At 40.4% G+C, this 24,596-nt stretch carries 17 protein-coding genes and 1 other RNA gene; 8 read left to right on the top strand and 10 right to left on the bottom strand.

The genetic code is table 11. From position 1 onward, the window contains the following. Positions 1 to 13 precede the first annotated feature (13 nt). The 3 genes from DQW11_RS15885 to DQW11_RS15875 all read left to right on the top strand — a co-directional run bounded on the left by DQW11_RS15885 (position 14) and on the right by DQW11_RS15875 (position 2,706). Positions 14 to 1,501, top strand: a complete 1,488-nt coding sequence (locus DQW11_RS15885; protein ID WP_113925087.1) for a DUF5687 family protein — start codon at positions 14 to 16, stop codon at positions 1,499 to 1,501. Beyond that, positions 1,498 to 2,193, top strand: a complete 696-nt coding sequence (locus tag DQW11_RS15880; protein WP_113925086.1) for an ABC transporter ATP-binding protein — start codon at positions 1,498 to 1,500, stop codon at positions 2,191 to 2,193. The genes DQW11_RS15885 and DQW11_RS15880 overlap by 4 nt, the downstream gene beginning before the upstream one ends. A 300-nt stretch (positions 2,194 to 2,493) precedes the next feature. Further along, on the top strand, positions 2,494 to 2,706 hold the full coding sequence (locus DQW11_RS15875; protein ID WP_113925085.1) for a hypothetical protein: 213 nt from the start codon (positions 2,494 to 2,496) through the stop codon (positions 2,704 to 2,706). A gap of 113 nt (positions 2,707 to 2,819) precedes the next feature. On the opposite strand, the gene ssrA is transcribed toward DQW11_RS15875, so the two are convergent. Further along, positions 2,820 to 3,226: a transfer-messenger RNA gene (gene ssrA / locus DQW11_RS15870) on the bottom strand. A 294-nt stretch (positions 3,227 to 3,520) separates the two neighbouring features. Between ssrA and DQW11_RS15865 the strand changes: the two genes are divergently transcribed. Then, positions 3,521 to 4,666, top strand: coding sequence for a DNA polymerase III subunit gamma/tau (locus DQW11_RS15865; protein WP_113925084.1), 1,146 nt, complete (start codon positions 3,521 to 3,523; stop codon positions 4,664 to 4,666). A 580-nt stretch (positions 4,667 to 5,246) separates the two neighbouring features. Here the strand turns inward: DQW11_RS15865 and DQW11_RS15855 are convergent. The 4 genes from DQW11_RS15855 to DQW11_RS15840 are packed head-to-tail and all read right to left on the bottom strand — an operon-like array spanning position 5,247 to position 9,732. Beyond that, positions 5,247 to 6,236 (bottom strand): DUF3078 domain-containing protein, encoded by a 990-nt coding sequence (locus tag DQW11_RS15855; RefSeq protein WP_113925083.1) that lies wholly within the window; start codon positions 6,234 to 6,236, stop codon positions 5,247 to 5,249. Positions 6,237 to 6,261: 25 nt separating this feature from the next. Then, complete coding sequence (locus DQW11_RS15850) at positions 6,262 to 7,860, bottom strand: lytic transglycosylase domain-containing protein (protein ID WP_113925082.1); 1,599 nt, start codon at positions 7,858 to 7,860, stop codon at positions 6,262 to 6,264. Next, entirely contained in the window at positions 7,857 to 8,501 is a 645-nt protein-coding gene (locus tag DQW11_RS15845; RefSeq protein WP_113925081.1) for an O-methyltransferase, read from the bottom strand. The genes DQW11_RS15850 and DQW11_RS15845 overlap by 4 nt, the downstream gene beginning before the upstream one ends. A 1-nt stretch (position 8,502) precedes the next feature. Continuing rightward, positions 8,503 to 9,732, bottom strand: coding sequence for a M16 family metallopeptidase (locus DQW11_RS15840; protein WP_113925080.1), 1,230 nt, complete (start codon positions 9,730 to 9,732; stop codon positions 8,503 to 8,505). Between the two features lie 127 nt (positions 9,733 to 9,859). Between DQW11_RS15840 and DQW11_RS15835 the strand changes: the two genes are divergently transcribed. The 3 genes from DQW11_RS15835 to DQW11_RS15825 all read left to right on the top strand — a co-directional run bounded on the left by DQW11_RS15835 (position 9,860) and on the right by DQW11_RS15825 (position 16,444). Then, entirely contained in the window at positions 9,860 to 11,146 is a 1,287-nt protein-coding gene (locus DQW11_RS15835; protein WP_113925288.1) for an aminopeptidase P family protein, read from the top strand. 467 nt (positions 11,147 to 11,613) lie between these two features. Beyond that, positions 11,614 to 12,978 carry an SdrD B-like domain-containing protein gene (locus tag DQW11_RS15830; protein WP_113925079.1) on the top strand — a complete coding sequence of 455 codons (1,365 nt, stop codon included), beginning with the start codon at positions 11,614 to 11,616 and terminating at the stop codon, positions 12,976 to 12,978. Between the two features lie 25 nt (positions 12,979 to 13,003). Beyond that, positions 13,004 to 16,444, top strand: a complete 3,441-nt coding sequence (locus DQW11_RS15825) for a sensor histidine kinase (protein WP_113925078.1) — start codon at positions 13,004 to 13,006, stop codon at positions 16,442 to 16,444. Between the two features lie 127 nt (positions 16,445 to 16,571). Here the strand turns inward: DQW11_RS15825 and DQW11_RS15820 are convergent, their stop codons facing one another. Continuing rightward, positions 16,572 to 16,949, bottom strand: a complete 378-nt coding sequence (locus DQW11_RS15820) for a VOC family protein (protein WP_113925077.1) — start codon at positions 16,947 to 16,949, stop codon at positions 16,572 to 16,574. Between the two features lie 71 nt (positions 16,950 to 17,020). On the opposite strand from DQW11_RS15820, the gene DQW11_RS15815 reads away from it, so the two are divergent. Beyond that, on the top strand, positions 17,021 to 18,037 hold the full coding sequence (locus tag DQW11_RS15815) for a Gfo/Idh/MocA family protein (protein WP_113925076.1): 1,017 nt from the start codon (positions 17,021 to 17,023) through the stop codon (positions 18,035 to 18,037). A gap of 27 nt (positions 18,038 to 18,064) precedes the next feature. Here DQW11_RS15815 and DQW11_RS15810 read toward each other — a convergent pair whose 3' ends face one another. From DQW11_RS15810 to DQW11_RS15795, 4 genes are all read right to left on the bottom strand, one after another. Beyond that, complete coding sequence (locus DQW11_RS15810) at positions 18,065 to 19,453, bottom strand: Fic family protein (protein ID WP_113925075.1); 1,389 nt, start codon at positions 19,451 to 19,453, stop codon at positions 18,065 to 18,067. 128 nt (positions 19,454 to 19,581) lie between these two features. Beyond that, entirely contained in the window at positions 19,582 to 21,468 is a 1,887-nt protein-coding gene (locus DQW11_RS15805; RefSeq protein WP_113925074.1) for a 6-phosphogluconolactonase, read from the bottom strand. Between the two features lie 16 nt (positions 21,469 to 21,484). Further along, positions 21,485 to 22,951, bottom strand: coding sequence for a sodium:solute symporter family protein (locus DQW11_RS15800; RefSeq protein ID WP_113925073.1), 1,467 nt, complete (start codon positions 22,949 to 22,951; stop codon positions 21,485 to 21,487). Positions 22,952 to 22,982: 31 nt separating this feature from the next. Further along, entirely contained in the window at positions 22,983 to 24,335 is a 1,353-nt protein-coding gene (locus tag DQW11_RS15795) for a Gfo/Idh/MocA family protein (RefSeq protein WP_113925072.1), read from the bottom strand. Between the last annotated feature and the right edge of the window lie 261 nt (positions 24,336 to 24,596).

The raw sequence follows: 24,596 nt of genomic DNA, 5'->3' as shown, positions 1-24,596 counted from the left end.
TATTCAATCCATTATGGTTTTAGAACTGATCCGGTTGGAGTTATTGAAAACCATCCGGTCCACGTCATTTGCCAAAAGTGCCTTGGTGGCTATTTTCTTGGCATTTATGGCTCTTTTGCTTCTTTCCTATGTAGTAATGCTCGGCCTGTTCCTGAAGCCGATCATAGAGAAAGGTCTTGAAAGTACCGATGCATATGCGACATTGAGTGGAGCATTGGTTTACTTTTTCCTTTTCGAATTTATGTACAGGTACTTTGTACAAAAGCTACCTGTCATTGAATTGGAACGGTTTCTTCATCTCCCTATCAAGAAGAGTAACATTATCCATTTCCTTTTGGGAAGGTCATTCGTGTCACCTTTGACTTTGATCGCACCTTTGTTATTTACTCCTTTTGCAATTCAGGAAGTTGCTCCGAGGTTTGGGACCGGTGCAGGTTGGTCTTGGCTGTTTTGTATCCTGTTTACAAGTTGGTCGCTGCATTGGCTGATGCTTTGGTTCAAGCAAAAATTTGAAGATAGCCTCATCGGGATCGGTGCGGTTTTCGCGTTGCTATTGATCGGTGCGGGTTCTACCTATTACGGATGGTACAATCTGGGAAGTCTGATCAAGCCGATATTTGATTGGTCATTGACTACTCCGATTCCGGTGGCGGTACTTGGGGTGGTGTTTTTGGTTACATATAGGTTGGCCTATGCTTACTATTTTAAAAACGCCTATTTAGAAGATCTCACCCAAGAGGAGAATGTCCGCTTTGTCAATCAGGATTTAGGAATATTTTCGAGATTCGGACTTGCCGGCGAATTGGCAAACCTCGAGTGGAAGCTGATCATCAGACATAAAAAAAGCCGGACTTACCTGATGTTGGCGGGATTTTTCCTGCTTTACGGGCTGATTTTCTATACCAATCCTGCATACAAATCCGAAACGGGTTTTAGCCACATGTTTGTATTTGTAGGTTCATTCATCACAGGGATCTTTATGCTTCAATATGGGCAGTTATTTCTGAGTTGGAATTCTGCGAATTTTGATTTTTTCCTCCAAAAAAGAACAGGAGTTGAGGCACTTGTCAAAGGGAAATACCTGCTTTTTGTAGTGACTTCCTGCCTGTGCCTCTTGGCCTCAGTTCCTTATGCCTATTTTGGTTGGGACATTTTGTTGATTCATGTGGCCACATTCCTTTTCAATATGGGAGTCATCATGCATTTGGTGATTTACCTTTCCCTTTGGAAACCAAAACCTATGGACCTCAATAAGGGTGCGATGTTCAATTATGAAGGCGTTGGTATTGCCCAATTCCTGATGATCATCCCGATGATTGGGGCTCCTTATGTAATTTACCTTCCCTTTGCCCTATTGGTCAGTCAATATGCGGGCTTATTGGCTTTGGGAATAGTAGGAATAGCCGGAATTTTGGCATTTCCATATTTGTCCAAAATTTCAATTGACAAAGTTTTACAAAACAGATACGAAATATCATCTTCATTCAGACAAGAGTTATGATCAAGGTAGAAGGACTTAAAAAACAATATAAAGAAGCAGTAGTGCTTGATGTGGAGTCTTTAGAGATTCCAAAATCCGAATGTTTTGGATTGGTGGGCAACAATGGTGCCGGCAAAACAACCCTTTTCCGCATCATGCTTGACCTTGTACGGGCTTCATCTGGCAAAGTGACATTTGAAGGCAATGATGTGAGCAAAACCGAAGAATGGAAGAACAGGGTCGGGGCATATCTCGATGAACATATGTTACTTTCCTACCTGACTCCTGATGAATATTTTGAAACTTTGAGAAAGATCTATCGCCTTTCTGAAGAAGATCTAAAACTCCATCTTGAAAATTTCAAGGAGCTATTCAATGACGAGATATTGGGGAAAAAGAAATACATCCGAGACCTTTCCAAAGGGAACCTCAAGAAAGTAGGAATAGCCGCAGCAATGATGGGTCATCCCGAAGCAGTCCTTCTCGATGAACCTTTTGAAAATCTTGATCCAAGTTCTCAGAACAGGTTAAAAAAGCTGATCCTGCAATCAAAAGAAAACTCCAAAATAACTTTTTTGATTTCTAGCCACGATTTGAACCATGTAACGGAAATTTGTGACAGGATAGTATTGCTTGAAAAGGGGAGAGTCATCAAAGACTTGAACGAAAAATCGCTCATGTCAGAAGAATTGAATACTTATTTCGGAGTGTAATCCATTCTAAACATGCTTTTGCGGGTTTGAAAAGGGAAAAGTTTCCCTGTTCAAACCCGCTTTTTTTGTTCCTAGTGTAGGATGATTATTCACTGTCCATTCGATTTCTGGAGGCTTTTTTTGATTTTTTTAAAATATTTAAAAATATTTTTTTACAAATATTTGTTTTTTAAATATATAAAAATGTAATTTGTATCAACATAATCGCTTTACAAGAATCAATCGCAAGTTAAAGGTACAGTTGGAAGACTGTCAAAAGAATCAGTAAGTTTTTAGGTATAACATTAAAATTTGGACAAAATGGTAAAGTATGTAATCAAATTGGAAATCAATGGAATTGAGTTTCAAATCCAGACCTTAGCAGGTAGCGAAAGAGAAGCAAAAGACAATGCTTGGGAAGTAATCCGCAACAGGACTTCTTTTCTTTCGATTCAAAAAGATCAGAAAAAGGAACTTTACAGTTCTTTCAGTACAAAATTGGCACAGGGAATCAAAAGCGCTCTGTTGTTTTAAAATATAAGCCTTAGTGGGTGATTTTTTTAACTTTCATTTTCTTTGTTGTTCAGAGAATAATTCAAAAAGCCTTCCTCCAATCCTCGAAAGAGGTCAGAGGAAGGCTTCTTTTTTTGTGGAGCTGGCGGGATTCGAACCCGCGTCCAGATAAGGAAACACCGTACCGTCTACATGCTTAGTCATCTGTTGGGTTTTCGTCAGTGTACTGCTGGATGACACACCTATCCACTGCTTAGATACTTGAGCTTCGCACCGGCTTAGCATCATCACCGGCACTAGTCCGATCATTTCGACACCCCAGTATCAACCCCGAAAGGACGGGGGGTTGCGGGATGTGGCCGGGGAACTTCTATCGAAGCTCAACCCTTTAAGCGTTATCTTGTCCCCGAAGGGTTAGATTATGCAGCCATGGCGTAAGAAGTTTCGCCAGTTATGTTCGTATGAATTATTCAAGGCCGTACATACTCCGGCCTGCATGCGAGCCCAGTCCTTACACCTACTGTCAAAACCGGTCAGCCCCATTTTTCTGAATGGGTGACAAATATAGTGTAAAAATGGTTCCAAGGAGGGAATTTTTTAAGTACCAAGAACTATGACAGTGACCTTTAAGATATTTGCGCCCCGTAAGAGGTATAAGAAGTCATTATTAAATAGAAAGCTGCCAATCATGGAATTTGTAATTTTTCAATTTTAAAATTTTCCAATTTTTCAATTCTAAAATTAACCCCTACAGAATGAATATTTTATGAAATAAACCGCAAATAACACTTCGGCAGTCAAGGTCTGAATTACAATTATTTTATATCTTGCGGCGATGGAAAATTTTGTCGTATCTGCCAGAAAATACAGGCCTTCGGATTTTAAGAGTGTCGTAGGGCAGCAGCATATTACGACTACGCTTAAAAATGCGATTAAGAACAACCACCTGGCCCAAGCTTTTCTTTTTTGTGGTCCCCGAGGAGTTGGCAAAACTACCTGCGCCAGGATATTAGCCAAAACCATCAACTGCCAACACCGCACCGCTGATTTTGAAGCCTGCAATACTTGTGATTCATGTTTGGCTTTCAATAACAACGCCTCCTTCAATGTACATGAACTGGATGCGGCCTCCAACAACTCTGTAGATGATATCCGAAACCTCGTAGAGCAGGTACGGTATGCCCCGCAACAAGGACTTTATAAAGTATATATCATTGATGAAGTGCACATGCTCTCCAATGCAGCGTTCAATGCATTTTTGAAAACCCTCGAGGAGCCCCCGAAATATGCCATCTTCATTTTAGCCACTACAGAAAAGCACAAGGTCATCCCGACTATATTATCGCGTTGTCAGATTTTTGATTTCAATAGAATTCAGATCAATGACATTGCTGATCACCTCAAGCATATTGCAGAGCAGGAGAAAATCGAAGCAGAAGCGGAAGCACTGAGGCTTATAGCCACCAAGGCCGATGGGGCCTTGAGAGATGCACTTTCTATGTTTGACCTGATTGTGACTTATTCCTCTGGCAATAGGTTGACATATTTGGAGACCATCAGTAATCTTCACATCCTTGATTATGATTATTATTTCAAGGTCGTAGATTCATTATTGGCTGGGAGCATTTCCAATGTGCTGTTGATTTTTGATGAAATTCTGAAAAAAGGTTTTGACGGGCATAATTTTATTGTGGGACTTTCTGAGCATTTGAGAGACCTGATGGTGTGCAAGGACCCCGCAACAATTGACTTGATTCAAGTATCGGATTCTGCGAGGGATAGATACCTGACCCAATCCCAACTTGCAAGCGTTTCTTTCTTGTTGTCTGCATTGACCATCTGCAATCAATGCGATATCCAATACAAAACCAGCAAAAACCAAAGGTTGCATGTAGAATTGGCGTTGATGAAAATGTCAAAACTGCCTCAGGCCCTTTCTTTGGCCGTTTTGGCACAGGAAGACTCAAAAAAAAAAGCCTGAATGAGGTACCTCAGGAAAATTTAAAAAATTCGGCAACGCCTCTTTTTAAAGAAGCAAATTCTTTTGCTGCGAAAAAAACACCTGTTCAAAAGACACTTTCCATTCCCACAAGTATCGGTTCAGCCAAGGTAGCACTCGAACAAAACGCTGTCGTATCGGTCGCAGAAGCCGAAAAGACAGAAGAAAAACCGATCAAGCCATCAGAGCAACTGACTGAAATTTTTGACCTCTCAGGGTTGAAGTCTGAGATCAATGAAATCATCGAAGATTATAAGGTTCATCATCGGAGTCTTGAAGTTACCGTGCTCAAGCAACCGATAATTTTGGAAGGAGAAACGATCACCTTTCAACTTAATGGTGAAATTCAAGAGGGAATTTTTCAAAAGATCAAACCAGAAATTCTCCAGATTCTCAGGAGAAAACTCAATAATTACAGTATCCATCTTGATGCGGTCATCAAAGAAGAAGAACCAAACGGCAAAAGAAAACTTTATACAAGCACCGATAAGCTGAATCACTTGTTAGAAAAATCGCCTGCGCTGGAAGATTTAAAGCGAAGGTTTGGTTTAGAAACAGATTTTTAGAAATCGAGCCCAATCCCGAAATTGAACATGTTTTGAAGTTGTATTGCCTGTTTTGGCGGACCTGAATCCTGTTGGATCAACACTTTTTCGTCATAAATCAGAATGGTTTCAATCCTCGTGGTGATGAACTTATTGACCCTAAGGGAGATCACAGAGTTGAGGTTGACCACAAAATTTCCCAGACTCTCAAAATTGGTAAATAGGTTTAAATCCGCCCGCCAGCGAATATTTTCATACAATTGGATGTCAGTAGTAGAACCAAATGAAAGACCCGCTTCGGCACGTACTGATTCTCCGGGTACTACCCCGAATGCCCCTGCATTGCTCAGAGAATCATTCATGACAATAGTAAACCTGCCTGTGAAAGGGGATGCGATCAGGGAAATCCTGTCTTTGTTTTTGAAATCTCTTCGGTAGTTCAAACCTGTAGAGGATTGGATATAGGCAGGCGCAAGGAAATCCGAAAGTTTGGATCTGGAGTCTACCTCCGCACCCGCTGGTCTGAAATAACGGTAACCTTCCAATAATTGGGTCCGAGCATCAATTTGTGTGGATAAAAACCAAAATTTAGTCAGTTCCCGCCCATACTTGCTCAAAAAAATAAAATTATCATTGGTCTTTCTAGTTGCATAGCTGCGTCCACCTTGCCTGTTAAATCCTGCGTTGACATTCAGCTTGGTATCCCAAATGATCACATCTTTTTTGTAATTGGCAAATAATGTCAAAGCTGTATTCCAGGCAAGGCTACTAGAACCTCCGGCATTCCAATTGGAAAGACTCACCTGTTGAATGCTGAGGTTGAAATTTCCCCCCTTCTCCCAATAGACTGGTTTGACTTGTTGTTTGAAGATAATGGAATCTCCCAACATGACAATAGTATCCCCGTCTATCAAAAGGGTATCTGCCAATTGAAGTCTATCCTGGGCTTTTGAAATGCCAAAGGAGCAAAAAAACAAAAAAAACAATGTGGATAATCTTCTTTGCATGGTCCAATATACCTTAATCCGGGTTTTAAGGTTTGTTGATAATAAGCTTTTGGCCCACCTTGATATTGTTATCAGGAAGGTTGTTCCATTTTTTAATTTCTTCCACAGTCACATTATATTTTTGGCTGATCCTGAAAAGATTCTCGCCGGCAACTACAATATGTGAAATCATCCTCACCGACTCCTGATTAGAAGGAATGACAGGCGTATTATTGATGCTACTGTTTGGTTTGGCGGTTTCAGGTGTTGAAGGAACGGTATTATTACCTGTGTTTGCAATGATTTTCCTGTATTCGGTAGCAGGTACCGTAGGAATGGCCGTTCCCCTCGGTAGGAAATCACGCAGGTTAAGGATCATACCGGCTTTCAATTCCCGTTCGTTATTGATTCTGTTTTTGGATTTCAGGGAAGAGAGTTTGATGCCATACATTTGGGAAATAGACCATAGTGTCTCCCCGGGGAGAACGGTATGTGTTTCCGCATCTGCTTTGGTTTTCTTTGGTTTGGTGTAGTAATATTGTCCTGCTTCAACATTTTCTTCTTTGTCAAGGTCATTGATCCTTCGGAATTTTGCTTCTTTTACTCCGATCTGATCGGTGAAATTATCTTGGGTAGTGGTTAGGGCTGCTTTTACCCCATCGATGTCATTGACTTTGATCTGATTTGGTTGAGTGGCCTGTTGGGGGTTTCCGGTGATTTTTGGATAATCGGTTTTCTTGACCTGAGCTGTGGTCACAGTTGGAATTGTGTTTTCAGTAGATTGTGTTTGAGTGACAGTCTGCCGTGGTTGTGGGGTATTTTCTCTTATGTATAAAACAGAATAAGGCCTGTCGTCAGGGATATTTCCTTTTGCTGTCCATTTGTTATATTCTTTGAGATGGGCTTCAGTGACGCCAAGCCTAGGTGCTAATGCTTTTAGGGAGGTTGGACCCTGAACAGCTACTTCTTCCAAGATGCCGTTATTGCTCGCTAGCATGACAGTTGGTGCTTCGAATGCAATCTTGTGAGCCAGAAATTTTTTGAAATACCAATGGAAATTCCTGTCTACTTCCACTGTCTTTTTTCCGTTGTAGATACTGCCAAAGTATGACTTTGCGCCCCCGAGACCCATCTGATAGGCCACCAAAGCGCACATCCAATTGTCAAAAGGCGCATTGTTTTTCTTTAAATATCTCGCAGCACCCTGACTGGAAGCGACAATGTTTTTTCTTTCATCAATTTGTCCATCAACCCTAAGAAAGACCTCTTCTGCAGTGCCTTGCTTGAATTGCCAAAAACCCACTGCATTTGAAGTAGAGACGGCATCTGCTACCAGACTACTTTCTTGGATGACCAAGTATTTGAAATCTGTCGGTACACCGGCATTTCTCAATTCTCTCTCAACGATCGGAAGATAAAGATTGACTCTTTCTGCTTTTACTCTGAAATAAGTTGGATTGCGATAGAGCGCATCCACATCACTTTGGATTTCTCTCCTTGCCTGTTCATTAATTTTGATAGTAAGGTCGGCAAATCTGAGTTCGGAAGGAACCTGTGGTACTTGGGCGATTGCCAAGCAAGCTGAAAAAAATGCCAAAACAAGTGAAAAAGTGAATCTGAATAAATTACTGTTATAATGTTTCATAGCTTTCTTGCCAGCATCAATCCATCTCTGATTGGAAGTAATACATTTTCTACACGGGGGTCATTCTGCACCATTCGGTTATAATCCAATATCACTTGTGTGTCTTTATCGATTTTTTTTCCCTCCTCTACCAAAATTTTTCCTGACCAAAGGACATTGTCTGCAATAATAATTCCTCCAGGATTAACCTTCTCAACGACAAGCTCATAGTATTTGATATAATTGGCCTTATCGGCATCGATAAAAACCATATCAAAATTTCCTTCCAGCGTAGGGATAATATCCAAAGCATTGCCAAGTCTGTAATCAATTTTATGGGACAATCCTGACTTTTCAAAAAATCCCCTTACCATTGTTTCCAGCTCATCATTGATGTCCAAGGTTATTAGTGTACCGTTTTTGCCCAATCCTCTAGCCATGCAAATCCCGGAATAGCCGGTGTAAGTCCCGATTTCAAGGATGGTTTTTGGGTTCAGCATTTTGACTAAAAGCTCCAAAGTTTTGCCTTGAAGATGTCCTGAAAGCATTCTGGGCATCAGTACTTTAGCAAAGGTTTCCCTTTTGATATACTGCAGCAGATCGTCTTCCACACTGCTGTGTTGCTCACAATAATCCAATAATTCAGGTGCGATAAATTCCATGTCAGACTGGAATGTAATTTAGAAAACTGAGCTGTTTTGGATCAAAGACTTCATTGGCAATGTCGATTAATTCCTCCGCGGTCGTTTCTCTCATGATTCCAAAGATAGTGTCCAAAGAGTCAATTTTGCCTTTATCCAATAAGTTTTTGCCAAAAACCAGCATAAGTGCGGCATAATTTTCCTCTGACATGGCCATCTGTCCGATAGCTTGTTCTTTGGCCATATGAAGCTGCATCGTTCCAAGTTTTTTGGTACGCAACTTTTCCATTTCGTTCAGAACTGACTTTCTGGCGCGGTTAGCCTTGTTTTGTTCCGTAGCAAAATATACCCCGATAAAACCCGTGTCTGAATAGGTCTGGTAATGGGATTCGACGCTGTAGACATATCCGTACTTTTCCCGGAGGGCAAGGTTCAGCCTTGAGTTCATACTCGGTCCGCCAAGGATATTGTTCAATAAATATAACTTGAACCGTCTCGGGTCATACATTGAATATGCCGGCTGTCCGATAGCGCAATGAGACTGAGTTATTTCCTTTTCTACGGTTTTGGACTTAGGGGAATAATTGGAAAAGCTGCTTCTCACATACAATCTTCTCTTTATTGGGATTTCAGAAAGAAATCCTTCCACTTCCTGGAGCACTTTTTTGAAAGTGACATTCCCAACCACCGAAAAGACCATTTGGGTTGTATCAAATTTTGAGGACAAAAATCCAAAGAAATCTTCTTGACTGAAGTTTTTGACCGTGTCTTCTGTGCCTAGGATGTTTCTCCCAAGAGCATGGCCTTCGAAAATGATTTCATCAAAATCATCTTGTATGGAGTCATCCGGAGAGTCACGGTACATGGCCATTTCCTCCAAGATGACCTGGCGCTCTTTGTCTATTTGTTTTTTGGGAAAGGTACTGTTGAACGTGATGTCACAAAGCAGTTCTGCTGCCTTATCAAAGTGTTCCTTTAAGGTACTGGCGTAAAAGCAGATTTTTTCTTTGGTAGTGTAGGCATTGAGTTCCCCTCCCAAAGTTTCAAGTCTATTGATGATGTGGTAAGCTTTTCGTTTTTTGGTGCCTTTGAAAGCCATATGCTCCCAAAAATGAGCCAAACCTTCTTGTTCTTTTGATTCATCACGGCTGCCGATATTGAGCACAAACCCACAATGTACTAGCCTGGTATGGTTGACTTCTTGATGGACGATTCTGATGCCGTTAGGCAACTCTTTCAGATTGTATTGCATTATTTTATTTTCCCAAGCTCAAAGTACAAAAATAAAAGACTTTTTGAAGTCTTTTTTTAGCCAATGGATAAAAGGTATTTTTGGTTCAATTTTAAATCCCGAATTTGCCGGCAAGAAATTCCCATTTATGAAATATACCCCACTTTCCCAATCTCTCTATATCCAAAACAGGCAGAAGCTCAAATCAAAATTGCCTGCAAAGTCCATTGTGGTTTTCAATTCTAACGACATCATGCCTACCAATGCGGATGGAACGATGAGATTTAGGCAAAACAATGATTTGTTTTATTTGACAGGAATCGATCAGGAAGAATCTATTTTGGTTATTTGTCCGGATTTTCCGGATCCCAACCAAAGGGAGATACTTTTTCTCCGTGAAACAAATGAACACATTGCTATCTGGGAGGGGCATAAATACACCAAGGAAGAAGCGTTTGCAGTATCGGGTATTGACAATATCCAATGGGTTTCCAACTTTGACAATGTGCTTAATTCATTGATGGCATTGAGTGAGCATGTTTTTTTGAATGCCAATGAACATCTCCGTGCATCGGTTATCGTCGAAACAAGGGACGCGCGTTTTGTCAAAAGCTGTAAAGAAAGATATCCCCTTCACCAATACCATCGCGTGGCACCATTGATGCATAAGCTTAGGTCGGTAAAAGAAAAAGAAGAAATCGACCAAATGCAGATAGCCTGTGATATCACCGAGAAAGGTTTCCGCCGGATACTTTCCTTTGTAAAACCCGGAGTGACCGAATATGAGATTGAGGCGGAGTTTATCCATGAATTTATCAAGAACAGAAGCAAAGGCTTTGCCTATGAACCCATCATTGCTTCCGGAGGAAATGCCTGCGTGCTCCACTATATCGAAAACAAAGAAGTCTGTAAAGATGGAGATTTGATCCTTTTGGATGTTGGGGCAGAATACGGCAATTATAATGCGGACATGACCCGGACTATTCCTGTCAATGGAAGATTTACCAAAAGACAGAGAGCTGTATATGATGCAGTGCTAAGAGTAAAAAATCAAGCTTCCAAAATGTTAAGGCCGGGAATCAACATACAGGATTACCACAAAGAAGTGGGGCTGATAATGCAATCCGAATTATTGGGATTGGGACTGATAGATCAAACTGATATCAAGAATCAGGACCCAAAATGGCCTGCATTCAAAAAGTTTTTTATGCATGGCACATCACATCATTTGGGGTTGGATGTCCATGATGTAGGCACAATGCACGAACCGATCACTGCTGGAATGGTCTTTACAGTAGAGCCGGGAATTTATATACCCAAGGAAAACCTAGGGATTCGATTAGAAAATAACATTGTTGTTTTGGAAGACGGATATTTTGACCTGATGAGAAATATTCCAATTGAACCTGAGGAAATAGAGGATTTGATGAATTGAGATTAAAAATATCCAAAGAGTTATTTAAGGGAACTGATCAATCTGGTCAGTTCTTATTTTGGGAATAAAACATATTGGAAACATAATATTTTTGAATTTGATTATTCTGAAAATAGCATAAGAAAAAATGAAAATTTTATTGTTATTATTAAATTTTATTTTTTTTTAATTGTAATAAGTCAATTAATTTTTTTTTATCACAAATCAAATTTCCTGATAAGTAATTATTACGGTATTAAGGTTGGAGGTTTTGCTATTTTTTCAAAAAAAAATATGTAATTTGCAAAAAAATTGAATTACATCCCGATAAAAGTGTCATTCATGAGCTTTTTGATTGTTTTATTTGAGAGTTTTTGTTCCCAAAATCTGGACGTGATTATTTGATAATTTAAGTAAAAAAAGAAGTCTTATTCTTTTGAACTCCTAAAGTGAAATTCTTGATTTTTGACCAATTCGAAATATAAATTATGAAAAAAGCCCTTAACTCTTCGCTCCTGTTATTCACTTCAATTTTATTCTTGGCAAGCTGTCAGTTTTCCAATCAAGAGGTGGTTATTGAAAAAATTGATGAAAATTTCAGAAAAGTAAATGTGGAAGATTTTAGGGCGGAACTGCCGGGATATTTTGCAGATCAACTTGGGGAATTTGAAAAGGCAAGGATCAATAACTACGACGTGGAGTTTGTTGGAAGAAATGTTGAAAAAACAGATGGCGTTACCAGAACCACATTTCATTATAAAGTAAGCGGGACAGGCAAATCTTCAGATTTAGAGAAATTTTTTCTTCAGGTCCCATCCTGTGCCGGCGTTCCTACCTCTTGGGAACCCGTTCAATCATCTAAATTGGATTCAAAAGGGATTACCTGGAATATTGAAATCGGAAAAGATGAAAGTAAAAACTTTTCTATGACTTTTCCCGGCGATGTGCCTCTTGGGGTTATCGAGAGCAGTATCACTAGGAACGGAAAAAGAGAAAAGTGCAAAATAATGGGTCCTTGCGAGGGTGTTACTGACATTTGTGGAAGCATTTTTATTGATGCCAATGGAGACGGCATCAAGCAAAATTCTGAATCTGGAATTCCTGAAATTGAAATATTTTTGAAGAACAAAGCAACAAATAAAATTTTGGGATCAGTAATGACCCTAGAAGATGGGTCTTTTTCCTTCCAGGTTTTGAAAGGTGAATACTATGTGGAAACCACCGACGAGTTGCTCAAACTCAGTTATAAAGCAACGACACCATCGAGCGTGCACTTTTGCACTGATGAGACAGATGGATCTTGCATCAATTTTGGATTCGAAATAGATTCAGAAAAAACAACCCGTGAATTGTTAGAAGGAATTGTTGAAGGGACTGCCGAATGCACTGATTATTGGGTCGATCAGTTAAACTATTGTGGATCATCCAAGGGTGATTATACTGAGGCGGAAATTTTGGAATTCCTCAAGCAAATCGAGAAACTCCTGTTGAATGAACCTTTTCAGTTTGGAAACAAAAAAATCAAAACAGCACTGGAAATTCTAAAACCTGTAGGATCTTCAGACCTAGAATTGTTCCTTAAAGAATTGCTAACTGCTGAGTTGAACGTAGTCAGCCGAAGAGGAGCACTTAGAGAGGTTGATGGAGTTTTTGAAATATGGGATAATTATAACCAAGCATTATTGATTCATTGTGAAGCTTTAGGATGCGAAGAGCTTGGTACCTGTGGTGAGGGTGTGAATGACAGACAATCAAACTCCCAATCAGCAGGTTCTAGGATAATGAATACCAGATTGGTCTCTGCCACCAGCACACTTGTTGCATTCAATGGCACCGGTGGAATCAGGAATTAATTGAGTAAATGATTATATTCATTCGATGAATCTCCGTGTTTGTTTAGCCATTTCCTTTTTATTCATTTATTGTATCAAAGTGGCAGCCCAAGAGCTGCCCTTTGTTCATTATACCCCTGACAATGAATTAAATCCATTGCCTTCAGCGATGGTTACAAATGTTTTTCAAGACAGTGAGGGATTCATATGGATGGCTGTTCATTCCTCCGGCTTGGTTAGATATGATGGGACCAAGATGGATCTATATGGGCAAAAGGATGGCGTCAAGGACCTTGGAGTTTGGCAGGTAGTAGAAGATAAATCAGGCTATCTGTGGGTAACATCCAATTCTGGGTTGGTGGTATCCAAAGAGCCTGTATCTAATTATAAAAACGGGAGGAGGTTATCTTTTACTTCAGAATTTGGGGGTAAATCTCTTTATTCCGAAATCGTCAATCTCAATCAAATAGCAGTGGATAGCAGTGGGATAGTTTGGGTGGGTACTGTTGCGAAAGGATTTTTGAAATACCATATCAATGAAAAAAACAATTTAGAAGTAGATATTTTAAATATCGAAAAGAAAGGCAATACACCCCAACAGATTACCACACTTTTTTCAGGGAAGACAGGGATTTTGGCTGGGATTGGGGGAGGCCAACTTGTCCGGATATCAGGCAACAAAATCCAATTGATTTATTCTTCCGACAAAAACTCTGAAGATCAAAATTTTGCTTCCCTATTGGAAGATGAGAAAGGGAAAATTTGGGCATATAGGCAAAACGGAGAAGTTTTACTTTTCAAAAATGAATTAAGCAATCCTTTAAAAATTGCTCAATTAAAGCAATCCAATATTGCCAGTTTAGCCACTGTGACTGAAGGCAGTATATGGGCAGTGAGCGGAGTTAACGGGATAATCAGATTCAATGATCAATCCGGGGAAATAGTGGGTCTTTTCACCCGATCAAATGGGTTATTGAGCGATAATGTTTTTAATGTAAGCAAAGACAGGGAAGGTAACGTTTGGATTGCCCAATCGGGAGGGATTTCGAAGCTCAGGTTTAATTTCAATGCTTTTGAAAATTTCAGCACTCGCTCTATAGCCGGAGAGAAGCCCGTTTTACCTTCCGCTAAAGTAAATTCTTTACTTATGGTTCCTTCCGGCACTTACCCTTTTCGGGTTTTGGCAGGTACGGAGGGAGGAGTCTCCTGTATTTCTGAAGACGGGACTTCCACCTATATTACCCAAGCAGACGGTCTCAGTGGAGATTGGGTAAATGGTCTGGAAATGGATATCGAAGGAAGGATTTGGATAGCCACCACACAAGGTTTAAATGGTTTGGTATTTGATAAGAAATTGGTTTTAAATGAGGCAGTTGAACGTAAATCCATAATTATAAATGGGAAAACAGGAATCCTGTTTACTATACCCAACAGCCCACCCATTATTGCTTCCGAAAAATTGATCATTAAAGGCCCCTCTGGGGCAGAAGATATAAGCTCAATTTGGTTTGCCGGATTAAGGAGTATAGTTGGAATCGTTTCAGGAGAAATCTATGTTTTTGGCGTTGAATCGGGACTTCCTCCGGGATTAAATAAATCGATAGCTATTGATGGAAATGGGCACCTTTGGGTGGGTACTGTAGACAAAGGAATTTATAGAAGTACCAAAAAAATTACAAAAGAATATCTTTCTGAAAAGCCTGATTTTACCGGCGTTAATAGGCTTTTTAAACCATTCTGGTCCACCCAAAATGGCGCCCCAACAAATCACATCGAAAAATTATTGTGGTATAATGGTAAAATGTGGGTTGGTTCTCAAGAAGGCCTTCTTCAACTTGATCAAGAGAAAGGTGCCATTTTAAAGCATATTACCAAAGAAAATGGATTGCCGGCTAACAATGCGGTTAGTTTTGCTGTTGCGCCCAATACTCAAAATCTCTGGGTAGGGACTAATAGTGGTCTTGCAGAAGTTGATATGGAAAGAGGGAAAGTACTCAATCAAGTAACCAATCAGGATGGATTGATTGCAGATGAGGTTTGGCTTTATGGTTCGGTCAAAGTTGATAATGAGGGCTTGGTTTATTATGGAACCTCCAAGGGTTTTTCAATTTATAACCCACGGTGGGACAGGAAAAATAACGTTCCACCTGTAGTGGTTCTAACCTCTGCTTTGATATCTTACAAAACAGAAGGCCGTAATGAAGCGATTTTTGAATATTCGGCTCTTAGTTTTTCTAAGATTTCGGGGGTAAAATACAAAACCAGACTTGTTGGATATGACGATGACTGGTCTCCAGCCACAGACCAAAAACGACTGAGATATACCAATTTGCCTGCTTTTTTTTGGTCCAAATCCTATACACTTGAAGTGATAGCCATCAATGACAGTGGAGTGGAATCCTCGGAACCAATGACATATACATTTATGGTGAAGCCAATATGGTGGCTCCGGTGGTGGGCATTTTTGATCTTAATATTCATTTTCGGTTTGGTTATTTTTTCTTTAGATAGAATCCAAAGGAAACGGGTTTTGAGAAAAGAAAGGGAAATTGCCAAATTACGGGAAGCCGAACTCCATGCAGAAACTGCTATAGCCAAGTCATTGGCTTCGGAAGCCCAAGCCCAGGCACTTAAGGCAGATAACGAAAAGAAAGCATTAGAACTGGAAAAAATACAGGAATTGGAGAAAGCCTATCAGGAACTCAAGTCAGCTCAAAACCAGCTCATCCAGGCCGAGAAAATGGCTTCTTTGGGAAGGCTTGCGACAGGTATCGCCCATGAAATAAAGAACCCTCTCAATTTTGTCAACAATTTTGCCGCCCTTTCTAGTGAATTAATCGATGAATTGACCCAAGCAATAAGGGATAATAATCAGGTTGAAATTGATTATTTGATGGAAAATATAAAAATCAATGCGGGGTTAATCGAGGAACATGGAAAGAGAGCTGATGCAATTGTAAGGTCAATGATGCAGCATACACGTCAAGGGAAGTCAACTTTTGAAATAGTTGAAATCAATAATCTTGTCGAAAAATACATCGATCTAACCTACAACAGTAAAGGTGCCCATAATCCGGGTTTTTTTACGGCAGTTAAAAAAGATTTCCATCCAAATTTGAAGAAAGTCAAAATTTCCGGCCAAGAGATTGGTCAGGTTCTTATCAATATTATTGGTAATGCATTTGATGCGGTTTGGGAAAAAACCAAAAACAACTCAGAAGGATTTGAACCTGAGGTTTCTGTTTCTACATTTATGTCAGGGGATAAAGTCGGAATCAGGATTTCAGATAATGGACCGGGAGTTCCAAGTGAGAATCAAGAGAAAATTTTTGAGCCCTTTTTTACCACCAAACCTACAGGGGAAGGTACTGGATTGGGTCTCAGTTTAAGTTATGAAATCATTACACACGGGCATAATGGATCACTGCTCTTGGAAAAGAAAAATGGGGAAGGGGCTTCATTTGTTATTTTATTGCCTGTTTATTAAAGAGGCAACTTCAATTTTCACCTTCTTTTTAGCCCTTTGGAATTTAAAAAAAAGCGCAAAAATATAGTTTAGGAAAAAAATGGAAAATGAGCCACAGGTTGAATTCCGCCTTTAGCTCATTTTAGCCTTATTGCTTTGAATGGAGTGCAATTTCATTTCCCTCCGAATCATGAAACAATGCCATAAATCCAATATCAGGGGAGATTTCGGTTTTGGGCTGAATGATTTTTCCGCCGGCTTTTTCAATTCTGCTGAGTTCGACATTTACGTCTTCTGATGAAAAATAAATTTTGGTACCCTCGGTACTCGGTTTATAATATCCTTCAGCTTTGACCAGACTTCCTCCGGCACCCAGTCTGCTTTCGTCCCAGGGAAACCAAGCCATATCGATGGGGCCCATATGATGACGATTAAGTTTACAATCAAAGACTGCTTCGTAAAAAGCCATTGCTCTTTCCATTTTTTCGACTGGTATTTCAAACCAGCCAATGCTTACATGTTTCATAGTGGTAATGGGTTTAAAGAATAAATTTAAATAAATTCATCCAAAATTTACCATTTCAAAAAAGCAGTCTTATGAAAAGTAGAAGCCGTAATTCCAGAAGATTATTTTTAAAAACATCCACAATAGCCGGTATCGGTCTGGGGGTTTATGGAAATTCGTTCGGTTTTTCTTCAGATCAAGTAAAGAACTCCCAGGGAAAAAAAGTCGGAATAATTGGATTGGATACTTCGCACAGTATCGCTTTTACCAAAGTATTGAATGGACATAAAGATGACCAATTGTATTTTGGTTACCATGTCGTCGCTGCTTATCCTTTTGGAAGTAAGGATATCAAGTCGAGCATGGATAGAATTCCAGGTTATACTGAAGAAATCCAGAAAATGGGAGTGGAAATCGTAGGTTCAATCGCAGACATGCTTCAAAAAGTAGATGTGGTATTATTGGAAACCAATGATGGGAAACTTCATTTGGAACAGGCAATGGAAGTATTTAAAGCAGGGAAGCGAATGTTTATAGACAAGCCTATGACAGCTTCATTGAAAGATGCCCAGGCCATCTTTGAAGCTTCCAAACAATACAAAATCCCGGTTTTTTCCGCATCTTCCCTGAGGTACATTACAGGGATAGAAAAAATTGACAAAAGCACCGTTATAGGTGCCAGTACATTTAGCCCTGCCGAATTGGAACCTTCGCATCCGGATTTATTCTGGTATGGGATACACGGAGTGGAAACCTTATTTACCGTAATGGGTACAGGATGTGAGTCTGTCGTGAGGGTATCTACCAATGATACAGATGTGGTCACCGGGATATGGAAAGATGGAAGAGTCGGGACTTTTAGAGGAACCCGAACAGGCAAACATGATTATGGAGGTACGGTTTTTACCCAAAACGGAAATGTGGTTTTAGGTCCCTATGCCGGATATGAGCCTTTACTTTTGGATATTGTAAAATATTTTGAGACGGGCATCGTTCCGGTGCAGCCTGAAGAAACCCTTGAGATTTTAGCTTTTATGGAAGCGGCGGATATCAGTAAAAAGCTTGGTGGTAAATCTGTTTCGGTGAGAGAACTATTGGATAAAAAATAAAGAAAGGTCAAGGTAAAAATCAGGTCTTTACCTTGACCAGTTTTCTTTCCAAATATGGAATTCAGCAGGAGAAACCCTGAAACGGGCAAAACTTCCCTCATGAACGCCGAGCAATTCGGACTCCACATATTCAATAAACTTATTCTGATCGGTTTTCAGAATTTGATTAGCTTTCCTTTTGATCCTGTCGGATCCTTCTTTTGGACTCAGGTTATTTGAAATGATCTCAGTGACAAGTTCCCTGATTTCATTTCGGTATCGGGTCCTAAACGCATCAGGTTCTCCTACTGTTTGTCTGATAGCAGCATACCGGATTGCGGATCTTTCATAAGCCCAAATAAAAACATCCTTTAGCAATTCAATCCTGTTGAGCTCATAAACACCCAAAACCGCCTGTACATAGACCTCATTTGGGACATCCACAAACGAAAGAGGAGACAGGTTATGTTTGAAGAACGGAATATTTGCAGCAAGTCTCGAGGTCCTTTTGTTGACATCATCAAATGGCTGCAAATAAGGGAAATGCACCATAATGAAGAAGGCTTGCTCAAATGGATTCTGAATCTCCTTGACTTTTTGCAAGATCAACTCAAATTGGTCTGCTATCAGTTGCGGAATTGACAATGGTGTATAGGCGGATTTATGGATTCCTACCGGAATGGACCTCAGGCGGCCTATGGAATTCTGGTCCTGCAGAAGGTTATCAGCCAATAGCGCATGAAGATTTAGAATGATATAGGAATTGAATTCCAAATCATCTCCCAACTGTACCAAAAATTCAATAGCCTCTTTGTGGTTGAGGATCATTTGGGATTCTTCGATGGATTTCCCATCAGCTGATTCACCAAAATTCACCAACCTTTGTGTATCCAATAAAGAATAGGTATTTCCTTCCAATCTACTGGAATTCCAACTCAAGTCAATCAGCAACCTGCTCAAGACCTCTTTGGCATGGGTTCCTGCCGGTTGGTTTTGATTTCCGGTTTTACCCAATTCTGTCAGTGTTTTTATTTCTTTTTCTGAGAGGTATTGGTCTACATTGGGTCGGTAGGATTCCAAGAACTGCCTGTTGTACCCTACTTTTGGTCTGCTGATCAATGGTTTGGCTAATGCATCTTTGATCTTTTTTCCTTCTTTGGAAATTGGAATTTTTTCCTTTTTTTCCACGATATACTTTGGTGGTTCACTTTCTCTGACCACATTTTTTTCATAGACAGGATGGTATTTTGTCGCCTTTGATCCGCCGGTTACATAAACTTCCTCCTTTTCTTTTAGGATTTTGAGTCTTCGCTGTAATGTTCTTAGCTCTATTTCAAAATCAAGATTTTCTTTGATTTCTTCCAAAGTGATTCCTTCAGGAAATTTTACCAAAATTTCCTTGATGGCATTTAATTCTTTGGTTTTTGGAATTTTCATCTCTTTCTATTCGCGACAAATATAGTATTATTTTGTCGTGAAATTAATATTTACGACAATTTATTCTTAATTCACGACAAAAAAATGTCGTGAATTAAATCAATTTGTCGCAAAAGGTCTATTTTACGTCAAATATTGAAAACCTCTCCGTTCTTAACGACTTTGTGGATTTTAATTTTTCCGCTGTCTCGGAGTTTGAAAAATACGAGGTCGGTCTTGGTACTTGGTTTTTGAAAACCGATTCCTAAATAAGCCGCCGGTATGACCGAGGCCATTTTCCAAGCCATCGAAAGGTCAGTTAGCTTTTTTTCAATCAGGTATTCCATGCCATCAAGGAGTGTTTTACTTGCTCCTGCCAATAATCCATTGCCGTTTTTCAAGGATAATTTTCCATTTGGTGATAGGATTACTTTATCTCCAATATGGGTGTTGTATTCTCCGGGAGGCATTCCGCAAAACTTTGTTGCATCACTCACCAAAAAAGCTTTTTCTCCTTTAACCTTTAAAACCACTTTCAAAAATGAATCCGGCACATGAAATCCGTCAGCGATCAAACTACCATAAAGTTGACCCAAGGCAAGTTGATCCCAAAGGATATTGGGATGACGCGGAAGCATCAGCGGAACGGCATTTCCAAGATGGGTAGAAAGGCTTGCTCCTGCTTCTACTCCTTTTTCCAAATCCTCCAACGTGGCATTGCTATGTCCAATGGCTATTTTTATACCATTGTCGCAACATTTTTTGATGAATGAAAAAGCATTTTCCAACTCAGGCGCCATGGTGATGAGCTTGATCCTTCCACCGGATGCATCCTGAAATTTGCTTACCAAATCCCAATTTGGTTTTTTGATATATTTAGAATTATGGGCTCCTTTCGCCCCCTCTTCCGAAGAAATAAAAGGACCTTCCAAGTGAATCCCTCCGATGCATGCAGCAATCAAGGGATTATTATCACAGGCTTTTTTGAAGGTGGATAAAATTGAGATGATGACTTGATCTTCATTGGTAACCAGAGTTGGGAAATAGGTGGTGACACCTTTGCTCAACAAAAAGTGGGTGGCACTTTCGATATCCGACACAGAGAGTTTTGGATCGTTGAAATCAATCCCATTGACTCCATTTACCTGTAAATCCACCAAACCCGGCCCAATAAAAAAATGGTCATTCAACTGTTTTTTGGATGGTTTGACGCTTGTGGTTATAAAATTTCCACTTGAATTGAAAACAGACAGCTTTCCGGTCAGGCAATCAATTCCGATAGATTCCTTTTTATCATTTGGTTCCAAAATTTCAGGACAGGATTGGATATCCAAAAAGAGATGGCAATTGGCGTGGATTCTCAAAATGGAGGCAGGGCATTGCGTTTCTATCGGACCTGAGATGGTGTCGGTGACAGCTTGTCTTTTGTTTTTGCCGGGCACGACGCAACAGATATAAGCCGTGTCAAGCAGTGCGGTAATTGTTAGTGTCAAAGCATGACTTGGTACCTCTTCCAAAGCTGAAAAGCAACCATCATTGACCTGTTGCTGCCTGCAGACCAGGTCTAGCGCTACCATTTTCACTGTTTTGGAATCATTGAAATCTGCCACAGGAGGATCATTGAAGGCAATGTGTCCGTTTTTACCGATTCCCATGCAGACCAAGTCAATTGGAGCCTGATGGAGCAAAGAAGCATAGCGGTCACATTCTTCCTCCGGATTTTTGTTGCCATCAATGAGATTTATTTTCCCGAAAGGCAACTTTTCAAACAGTTTTTCTTTAAGAAAATTGGAAAAAAGAGCAGGTGAATCCTTGCTTAGACCCACATATTCGTCCATATGAAACGCAGTCACTTTTTCCCAAGGTATTTTTGAAGAAGTGCTTAAAGCTGCTAAAAATTCATTTTGTGAAGGAGCTGCCGCAAAAACAATTCTCACGTTTTCTTTTTCTTCCAAAACCTTCAATATCCTTTCTTCTACTGCTTTTGCAGCAGCCTCGCCCATTTCTTTTCTTGAATCGAATACATTCAGTTCCATGATTTTTGATGGATTTTTATTCTTTACTTATGTCCTGGAGCATTGCTTTTACTTTGTCGGGAACAGTTCGGATTTGGACAAGTCCAATAAATACATATACCAATGCAGATACGATCAGAGGAAGGCTAACTTGTAAGGCCAAGCTGCTGATTTCAACATTTTTGGTGATGATGAAGGTGAGGAGGCCTGCAAAAATGGAGCTGATGGCTGCGACCGGACCGCAAGATTTGAAGGCTGGAATAACCCCAAAAAGCATCGGCACTGCAATCGGTCCTACCAAAGCCCCAAACCAGGTAATGATCAAGCCAAGAATTCCACCAAAATATTCATATTGAAGGGCGACAATGATAGTCAGCAGGGTAAATATGAAAGTCGTAACCCTCGCCGTGAGCAATGAAATTTTATCTAAGCTGAATTTTTTGGAAATGTTTGGAAGAATATCTCTTGTGATCACCGCAGAGATGGTATTGATATCAGAGGAAGTCATAGACATCGTATTGGCAAAAAGGGAAGCTATAACCAGTCCTACCAAACCGGAAGGCAAAAGCAAAAGGGTTAATAGTCCATATGATTGGCTTGGATCATCCAAATCAGGAAGTATTATGGGAGCAGCCCACATTGGAAAAAACAAAATCAAAGGCCAGATCAGAAAAAGCCATCCGGACAACTTTGCTGCTTTTGTAGCCTGTGATTCGGAGGGCGAAGAAATATACCGGGTCGCAAGGTTCCATTGGCCACCATTGTAGGATAAGAAATTGATAAACAAAAATGCAAGCGCAAAACCTACACCATAAGGGTCATTGAAAGGCTGACTGTTTGCTGAAGGTAAATTATCCCAAATTGTAAAAATACTTTCCAGTCCATCAAGCTTGTAAAGCACAGCAAAGAACATAACAAATCCTCCCAAAAGTTGTATGATAAATTGCGCAAAGTCAGTCATCACTACCGCCCACAATCCTCCAAAGGTGATGTACAAAAGAGAGATTCCTCCTGATATCAAAATACCGATTGGAAGACTGATGCCGGTAAAAACATTGAGCAAAATGGCAATAGAGGCCCATTTGGCTCCGATATCGAATAGTTTTAATATTACGCCGCTCCAAGCCATGATCTGTTGGGTGAGGATATTGTAGCGTCGGGCAAGGAATTCAAGGGGGGATTGGATATGGAATTTTTTGCGGAGCCTGACCCATCGCACTGGAAATATTTTGGCACTGGCCAAAATTGTCAGACCAATAGTTAGAGCCCACCAGACATACACAGTGAAACCATGGGTGTAGGCAATGGCGGCATAGGCAACGAAAACCGCCCCACTATATCCCGAGACGTGGTGGGAAATCCCTGAAAGCCACCAAGGCAAGTTTCCTCCTGCGACAAAATAATCGTCGGCGTTTTTATTTCTGAAATAGGAGTAAACCCCGATCACCAACATCAGGAGAAAAAACAGGGCTATTACAATCAGGTCAAGAGAAGTAAGCTTCATGGTCGGTTGGAGGAGGAGTAGGGAATTGGGTTTACACTTTTGGTTCCCACCCAGGTTGGTAATCCCTTTTCCAATATTTCATCGCTTCTTTGCTACCGATAATGTGGCCGTTTTTAGGATCAACGTTGAGTGTTTCACCGCATCTTTGCGCAATATTCCCCAATTGAACCAATAGGGTACTTGTCTGTCCCCCGATAATTTCAGCTGCAAGAGGAGTTCCTTTTTTGATTCCATCAAACATGTTTTGGATATGGTTGGCGTCAAGTTCTTGGGTTGGGTCGGAAAGATTTCTCGCATCCACGGGACGGTCGTATTTCACTTCTTTGACAAGTTTGTTTTTTAAGTCATAAATGGAGTAAGCATTGCCACCTCCAATATTAACAGAACCCTCTTCCCCGTAGAAAATCACGCCTACACTCGATCCTTCATTGTTGATACCGTTGCAGCTTCTTCCTTCCCAACTGATCATACTTTTATTTTCAAATTCCAGATTGATCATTTGGGTATCCGGGGTTTGCCAATCATCTTGATAGCGGTATCTTCCACCCGCAGAAGTAACTTTCGTCGGGAATTCCACACCCAATCCCCATCGTGCCAGATCGACCATGTGGGTACCATTGTTCAATGCTTCGCCTGTTCCCCAATTCCAGAACCAATGCCAATTGTAATGGATGATATTGTCCCGATAATCTTCTCTTGGGGCCGGACCTTGCCATAAGTCATAATCCAAATGGGTAGGGACTGCCGTTTTTTTACCGATTCCAATAGGCCCGCGGTTGTTGGTATACCAGGTTTTGGCATAATATGGTCTTCCGATAGTACCGTCATGGACTTCTTTGATGGCTGCTGCCACGTTGGGCCATGACCTTCTTTGGTTACCCATTTGGATCAGCCTTTTGTACCTGGCAGCAGCTTGGAGCAATATTTCCCCTTCGTTGGGATTATGGCTGGAAGGTTTTTCCAGGTAAACATCCTTTCCTGCTTTGCATGCGAGAATGGCTGCGGGTGCATGCCAATGGTCAGGAGCCGCAATCACCAACACGTCTACATCCTTGTCCTCAAGGCTTTTTCTAAAATCCTGAGTTGCTTTTGGTGAGGAGTTCTGGATTTTGGATACTGCATTGATGCATTTTTCTGCGGCCAATTGATCCACGTCGCAGATATGGATAACCTCTGCGTTAGGTTGGTTTGCAAAATTCTGTGCCAAGGCATTTCCACGGCTGTTCACTCCCATAACTGAAACCTTGATTCTTTCATTGGCTCCAAGGATTTTTCCGTAGCTTTTTGGACTGAAGGCAGGAAGTACTCCTCCAATCGAAAATACCGCAGTACCTGCGATGGATTTTTTGAGAAAATCTCTCCTGGAATCTTTGGAAGTTGTCATGTTACGTAGTGGTGGGTTAAAGTGATTTTTGAAGAAATGACTTGGGAATTATTTCTCCATCATTTACAATATATTGATTAATACTTCGCAGATAAAGATTTTTTACGGGACAGGTTATTTCATGTAATTTCCCAACTTTCACCTTTATTTCAATGGCTGCTTAATTGGTCAAAAGCCATTTTTCATTTTCCAACTTCTACCAATCTGAGTGTCCAGTGAGTTTTTCTTTATTGAAGGATTTTAATTAGAGAGCTCGATCAA

This window comes from Cognataquiflexum aquatile, from assembly GCF_003316845.1.
Lineage (GTDB): Bacteria > Bacteroidota > Bacteroidia > Cytophagales > Cyclobacteriaceae > Cognataquiflexum > Cognataquiflexum aquatile.
This window is presented reverse-complemented; position numbering and strand designations above follow the sequence as displayed.

Coding starts and splice junctions, on each gene's coding strand:
- DQW11_RS15850 (WP_113925082.1), bottom strand. CDS start 7,860: ATGAAACATTATAACAGTAATTTATTCAGATTCACTTTTTCACTTGTT.
- DQW11_RS15885 (WP_113925087.1), top strand. CDS start 14: ATGGTTTTAGAACTGATCCGGTTGGAGTTATTGAAAACCATCCGGTCC.
- DQW11_RS15830 (WP_113925079.1), top strand. CDS start 11,614: ATGAAAAAAGCCCTTAACTCTTCGCTCCTGTTATTCACTTCAATTTTA.
- DQW11_RS15835 (WP_113925288.1), top strand. CDS start 9,860: ATGAAATATACCCCACTTTCCCAATCTCTCTATATCCAAAACAGGCAG.
- DQW11_RS15880 (WP_113925086.1), top strand. CDS start 1,498: ATGATCAAGGTAGAAGGACTTAAAAAACAATATAAAGAAGCAGTAGTG.
- DQW11_RS15795 (WP_113925072.1), bottom strand. CDS start 24,335: ATGACAACTTCCAAAGATTCCAGGAGAGATTTTCTCAAAAAATCCATC.
- DQW11_RS15825 (WP_113925078.1), top strand. CDS start 13,004: ATGAATCTCCGTGTTTGTTTAGCCATTTCCTTTTTATTCATTTATTGT.
- DQW11_RS15840 (WP_113925080.1), bottom strand. CDS start 9,732: ATGCAATACAATCTGAAAGAGTTGCCTAACGGCATCAGAATCGTCCAT.
- DQW11_RS15855 (WP_113925083.1), bottom strand. CDS start 6,236: ATGCAAAGAAGATTATCCACATTGTTTTTTTTGTTTTTTTGCTCCTTT.
- DQW11_RS15810 (WP_113925075.1), bottom strand. CDS start 19,453: ATGAAAATTCCAAAAACCAAAGAATTAAATGCCATCAAGGAAATTTTG.
- DQW11_RS15815 (WP_113925076.1), top strand. CDS start 17,021: ATGAAAAGTAGAAGCCGTAATTCCAGAAGATTATTTTTAAAAACATCC.
- DQW11_RS15820 (WP_113925077.1), bottom strand. CDS start 16,949: ATGAAACATGTAAGCATTGGCTGGTTTGAAATACCAGTCGAAAAAATG.
- DQW11_RS15875 (WP_113925085.1), top strand. CDS start 2,494: ATGGTAAAGTATGTAATCAAATTGGAAATCAATGGAATTGAGTTTCAA.
- DQW11_RS15865 (WP_113925084.1), top strand. CDS start 3,521: ATGGAAAATTTTGTCGTATCTGCCAGAAAATACAGGCCTTCGGATTTT.
- DQW11_RS15800 (WP_113925073.1), bottom strand. CDS start 22,951: ATGAAGCTTACTTCTCTTGACCTGATTGTAATAGCCCTGTTTTTTCTC.
- DQW11_RS15805 (WP_113925074.1), bottom strand. CDS start 21,468: ATGGAACTGAATGTATTCGATTCAAGAAAAGAAATGGGCGAGGCTGCT.
- DQW11_RS15845 (WP_113925081.1), bottom strand. CDS start 8,501: ATGGAATTTATCGCACCTGAATTATTGGATTATTGTGAGCAACACAGC.